At 66.6% G+C, this 5,558-nt stretch carries 5 protein-coding genes; all 5 read right to left on the bottom strand.

The features are described from left to right. Positions 1 to 886, bottom strand: an 886-nt coding sequence (locus AD428_RS21790; protein ID WP_053246563.1) for a lipid II flippase MurJ, incomplete at its 3' end; no start/stop codon positions are given. Position 887: 1 nt separating this feature from the next. Next, positions 888 to 1,913: an SDR family oxidoreductase gene (locus tag AD428_RS21785; RefSeq protein ID WP_053246562.1), complete on the bottom strand. Its 1,026-nt coding sequence runs from the start codon at positions 1,911 to 1,913 to the stop codon at positions 888 to 890. Positions 1,914 to 1,926: 13 nt separating this feature from the next. Beyond that, positions 1,927 to 3,204, bottom strand: a complete 1,278-nt coding sequence (tviB, locus tag AD428_RS21780) for a Vi polysaccharide biosynthesis UDP-N-acetylglucosamine C-6 dehydrogenase TviB (protein WP_152968192.1) — start codon at positions 3,202 to 3,204, stop codon at positions 1,927 to 1,929. 96 nt (positions 3,205 to 3,300) lie between these two features. Further along, positions 3,301 to 4,404, bottom strand: coding sequence for an MraY family glycosyltransferase (locus tag AD428_RS21775; RefSeq protein WP_053246561.1), 1,104 nt, complete (start codon positions 4,402 to 4,404; stop codon positions 3,301 to 3,303). Between the two features lie 735 nt (positions 4,405 to 5,139). Further along, positions 5,140 to 5,558, bottom strand: a 419-nt coding sequence (gene coq7, locus AD428_RS21770; RefSeq protein WP_152968191.1) for a 2-polyprenyl-3-methyl-6-methoxy-1,4-benzoquinone monooxygenase, incomplete at its 5' end; no start/stop codon positions are given.

Below are 5,558 nucleotides of genomic sequence, written 5' to 3'. Positions count from 1 at the left end.
CCCGCCCCACCGACACGGCGCCGATGCCCAGCAGCAGGGACAGCAGCCGGCTGGCGTAACCCAGCATGGCATTGGCGTTGGAGCCCAGTTGGGCGGCCGCGTACTGGTCCAGCGGCCCGACGAAGCTCATGGCCACCTGGCCGATGAGCATGACGCCGGCCGCGCTCATGAGCTCGGGCCAGTGCGGCGAACGCAGCGTGAGCCGCGGCGCGCCCCAGAAACCGCCGTCGGCGCGCGCGGCGAGCCAGGCCAGCCACGCGGTCTGGATGAGATAACCGACCAGGGTGCCCCAGAGCAGCGGCCCCACGCCCTGGGCGCCGGCGGCCAGCATCACCCAGGCCAGCGTCGCCACGGCGGGCACGCTGTCCAGCAGGGTGTTCACGTGCCGCTCGTGGGAACGCAGGCGCGCGGCGCTGATGCCCGCCACGAGCAGCAGCGCGGATACCGGCGCGAACGCGACGAGCAGCTCGCCGGTCATGCGGCCCACGCGCTCGGACAGTCCCTGCCCCAGCCAGCCCAGCACGTAGGGCCACGCCAGCCAGGTGATCAGGGCCAGGGCCACGCCGGCGGCGGCGACCCAGCCCTGCAGCTCGCGGATGAACTGCTCGCGCTCGGCCGCTTCGGCGCGGCGCAGCCGCACCAGCACGGGGATGAGCACCACCGACAGCACGCCCACGATGGTGACCGGCAGCCAGGTGGCCATGGTCATCGTGAACTGGTAGGCGTCCACGGCGTCGCTGACGCCGTAGCGGTAGGCCACCGCCATTTCCTTCACGGCGCCGGCGGCCTTGCCCAGCACCAGGAACACGGCCACCCGGAACGCGCCCTTGAATATGCGCAGGTGGTCCGGGTGCAGGGCGCCGAATCTGCGGATGAGGGCTTTCAAATCAACGCAGGAATTGCGTATACCAGGGCATGGCCACTTCCAGACCCTGCAGCACGGTGTGCGTCGGCTGGTAGCCGAGCAGGCGGCCGGCTTTGCTCACGTCGGCCTGCGAATGGCGCACGTCGCCGGCGCGGAATTCGCCATAGACCGGCTTCTTGCCGTACGGCACGCCCTGCTTGCCCAGCGCCTGCACCAGGAAGTCGAAAAGCTGGTTCAGCGTGCTGCGGCCGCTGACCGCCACGTTGTAGACCTGGTTGCGGCCTTCCGGCGGCGCCATGGCGGCCAGCAGATTGGCCTGCACTGCGTTTTCCACGAAGCAGAAGTCGCGGCTGGTCTCGCCGTCGCCGTTGATGGTGACGTCTTCGCCGCGGATCATGGCCGCGGTCCATTTGGGAATCACGGCGGCATAGGCGCCATTGGGATCCTGGCGCTTGCCGAACACGTTGAAATACCGCAGGCCCACGCTCTCGAAGCCGTAGGAGCGCGCGAACACATCCGCGTACAGCTCGTTCACGTACTTGGTTACGGCATAGGGCGACAGCGGCTTGCCGATGTTCTCCTCGACCTTGGGCAGCGCGGGATGGTCGCCGTAGGTGGAGCTGGACGCCGCGTAGACGAAGGACTTCACCTGGGCGTCGCGCGCGGCCACCAGCATGTTGAGAAAACCGCCGATGTTCACCTCGTTGGTGGTGATCGGGTCTTTCAGCGAGCGGGGCACCGAGCCCAGGGCGGCCTGGTGCAGCACGAAATCCACGCCCTCGGCCGCGCGGCGGCAGGCGTCGAGATCGCGGATGTCGCCTTCGATGAAGGTGAAGCGGGCCCACTGCTCGGGGCTCACCGAGCCCTGCACCTCGTCCAGGTTGCGCTGATGGCCGGTGGCGAAATTGTCCAGGCCCACCACGGTCTGGTTCAGCTTGAGCAGGGTTTCGAGCAGGTTGGAGCCGATGAAGCCGGCGCAGCCGGTCACCAGCCACTTGCGCGGCGTGGCCGAGAGTTCTTCGAGGACGGTCTGGAAACGGGTCGTCATGCGTGCGCCCCCCTTACAGCCGCAGGTCCGAGGCCGAGGCCGGCAGCACGTACTTGAGGTCGTACAGGATGTGCTCGGGCTTGCCCAGCTTGCGGATGCCCTCGGCGCCCAGCTCGGCGAACTGGTGGTGCGCCACCGCCAGGATCACCGCGTCGTACTTGCCCTGGGCCGGCTGGCTCACCGGCGTGATGCCGTACTCGTGCACCGCCTCCTGCGGGTCCACCCACGGGTCGTACACGTCCACGTCCACGTTGTACTCGCCCAGCTCGCGCACAATGTCCACCACCCGCGTGTTGCGCAGGTCCGGGCAGTTCTCCTTGAACGTCAGCCCCATCACCAGCACCCGCGCGCCCTGCACGTGAATGCGCCGCTTGGTCATCGCCTTCACCAGCTGCGACACCACGTAGCTGCCCATCGAATCGTTCAGCCGACGCCCCGCCAGAATGATCTCCGGGTGATAACCGATCGACTGCGCCTTGTGCGTCAGGTAGTACGGGTCCACCCCGATGCAGTGGCCGCCCACCAGGCCCGGACGGAACGGCAGAAAGTTCCACTTCGTGCCGGCCGCCTGCAACACCGCCTCGGTGTCGATGCCCATCTTGTTGAAAATCAGCGCCAGCTCGTTGATCAGCGCAATGTTCACGTCGCGCTGCGTGTTCTCGATCACCTTGGCCGCCTCGGCCACCCGGATGCTGGGCGCCTTGTGCGTGCCCGCCGTGATGATCTCCCCGTACAGCCGGTCCACCAGCTCGGCCACCTCCGGCGTCGAGCCCGAGGTCACCTTCTTGATCGTGTTGACCCGGTGCGCCTTGTCGCCCGGATTGATCCGCTCCGGACTGTAGCCCGCGTAGAAATCCTGGTTGAACTTCAGCCCCGACACCCGCTCCAGCACCGGCACGCAGTCTTCCTCGGTGGCCCCCGGATACACCGTGGACTCGTAGATGACGATGTCGCCGCGCTTGAGCACCGCGCCGATCGTCTCGCTGGCCCTGACCAGCGGCGTCAGGTCCGGCTGCTTGTACTCGTCGATGGGCGTGGGCACCGTCACGATGTACACGTTGGCCCTGGCCAGCTCCTGGCGGTCGGCCGTATAGCTCAGGTGCCGGGCCTCGGCCAGCTCTTCGTCGCTGACTTCCAGCGTATGGTCGTGGCCGGCCTTCAAGGCGTCGATCCGGCGGGTGTTGATATCGAAACCGATGACCGGCCGCTTCTTGCCGAACTCCACGGCCAGCGGCAGGCCCACGTAGCCCAGGCCCACGACGGCCAGCTTCACATCCTGAATACGCAACATAACTCTCCCTTCACCGCAAAACGATCACGGCATCTAGACTTGGTCGGGTGATTGGTAAGCGGGCCCCGGCGGCGCACGCCGGCGGGCCCGAATGGATCAATGGGTTCTAAGCACGGACGGCAGCAGCAGCCAGCCGGGCCGGCGCCAGGACACCAGGCGCGCGTACAGCCAGATATACACGGCGGCGAAGACCACCAGGCTGGCGCTCAGCGCCCAGGCGTTGTCCCACCAGATGGTGGCCGGCACCAGGCCGATCAGCGCCAGCACCCACATGTAGGGCGAGGCCATGGCGTTGCACAGGGCCGGCACGGCGTGGCGGCGGCCCCGGCTGAACGTGACGCGCACCAGGCGGCGGAACACGAGCTGATGCAGGTGCAGCGCGTCGGGCTGGTCCACAGGCACGCCGCGCTTGAAGCGGCGCCGCCAGATCGAGAAAGCGGTTTCGAACACCGGGTAGAACAGCACGGCCAGCGCGTAGAACGGCGACACCGACGGATTGCGCACCACCAGCAGCACCGCCAGCTCGGCCAGCATGAAGCCCAGGAAATACGCGCCGCCGTCGCCCAGGAACACACGCCCGAACGGAAAGTTCCAGACCAGGAAGCCCAGCGTGGCCGAGGCCAGCGCCGCCGCCACCAGGAAGATGGGCACGTCGCCCACCTGCAGGGCCACCAGGCTGATGGACACCGCCATCAGGGTGGCGATCATGCCCGCCAGGCCGTTCATGCCGTCCACGATGTTGAGCGCGTGCGTGCAGCCGCCCACGGCGAACATGGTGAACACCAGCGAAACCGGCCAGAACGACAGCACGTAATCGACGGGCGCCATGCCCACGCGGCTCACGCCGCCCAGCAGCCACCACGCGATGGCGGCCGACACGAAAGCGGCCAGCAGGCGCTTGCTCGCGCCGATGTCCTTGGTGATGTCTTCGAGCAGGCCGGCCACGAACACGGGCAGCGCCGCGACGAACAGCGCGGGCCAGAGCCAGGTGAGCGTCATGTTGCTGGGACCGAGCACCAGCAGGCCCGCCAACGTGCCGGCCAGCACGGCCAGCCCGCCCACGCGGGGCGTCGCCCGCGAGTGGTTGGCCTGGGGTTTGTTGAGATCGCTATCGCCGGTGAAAGCGCCATGCCAACGCTCCGACGCCACGATGAGTCCCCCCACCATGAACGCGACCACACAGATATACAGCCAGGTCACAGTATCACCTTAGGTTGGTCTATCGAGACAAGGCTCGCCATTATCGAGGGCAGGTGTAACGCCCATATATAGGAGCGATAAGGAAGTGCAATTCACCCGCACAGAACGTAACACCCCGCCTTCACGGCATGCCGCCCCGAGCGGGGCCGGCGCGCATCCAGATCGCAATACCCGATTCATGCAACGATTGTAGAGCCAACCCGGGTTGTCCCGCATGCGAAAAATGATGGAGGCGCCCTCGGGGCGGCGCCCCGTGAAAAAATCGGGACGGCCTCGTGGCCAAGCAAAAAAAAGCCCGAGATCTTGCGATCTCGGGCTAAATCCACCAAAGGAGGAGGGTGGAGGAGACAACCTTGGCATGCCGGGAGCGGTTTCGCTCGCTGCGCCTGACGGGGTGTTCACCGCGCCGTCTGCGTTTCGACATCCGATGAGATGCATAGTACCGAGTTTTTTTGTGCGATGCAAGAATTATTTTGGGATTTTTTGGAGGGCGGCGGGAACGTTGCTTTTTTGCGTCAACGCCCGAAATCGACGCTCGCAAACCCGCATCGTTGCTGGATTGTTACAAAAAAGGGTTTTTGCCGAGCGGGAAAACCCGGCTCGGACTAACCCTAGCCATTCTCGGGTTATCCCGGCCCGGTTTTCGCACTGAAACGGTGCATTTCGGCAGGATTTCCGCACGGTTTTGCGCATTGCAGCAAAATCGCGCACCGCCCTGGCGCAGGGCGGCCTCGTTCAGATGCGGTAGGCCGTCGTGGTCATCACTTTGGACATCGCCCGCATGGCGGCCTTGACGGGCGCGGAAAGCGGCACCCCGCCCGCGCGCTCGGCGCTGGCGCGGTGGCCGGCTTCGTCTTCCTTCATCTGGCGCACGATTTGCCGCGAACGCTCGTCCTGCGGCGGCAGGGTGCGCAGGTGGCCGTCGAGATGGGCTTCGACCTGCCGTTCCGTCTCGGCCATGAAGCCCAGGTTGCGCGGAACGCCCGCATAGCTCGCCATGACGCCCAGCGCGAACGAGCCGGCATACCACAGCGGATTGAGCAGGCTGGGCCGGCTGCCGAGCTCCGCCAGGCGCTGGTTGCACCAGACCAGGTGATCGACCTCTTCGGAGGCGGCCTCCAGCAGCAGCCGGCGCGCCGCCGGCTCGCGGCACA

The organism is Achromobacter sp. DMS1 (assembly GCF_001270295.1).
The sequence above is the reverse complement of the archived record's forward strand: the minus strand, read 5'-3'. Positions and strand labels throughout refer to the sequence as shown.

Bases quoted from the DNA above. Each gene is read 5' to 3' on its own strand.
- AD428_RS21785 (WP_053246562.1), bottom strand. From the start codon at position 1,913: ATGACGACCCGTTTCCAGACCGTCCTCGAAGAACTCTCGGCCACGCCG.
- tviB (WP_152968192.1), bottom strand. From the start codon at position 3,204: ATGTTGCGTATTCAGGATGTGAAGCTGGCCGTCGTGGGCCTGGGCTAC.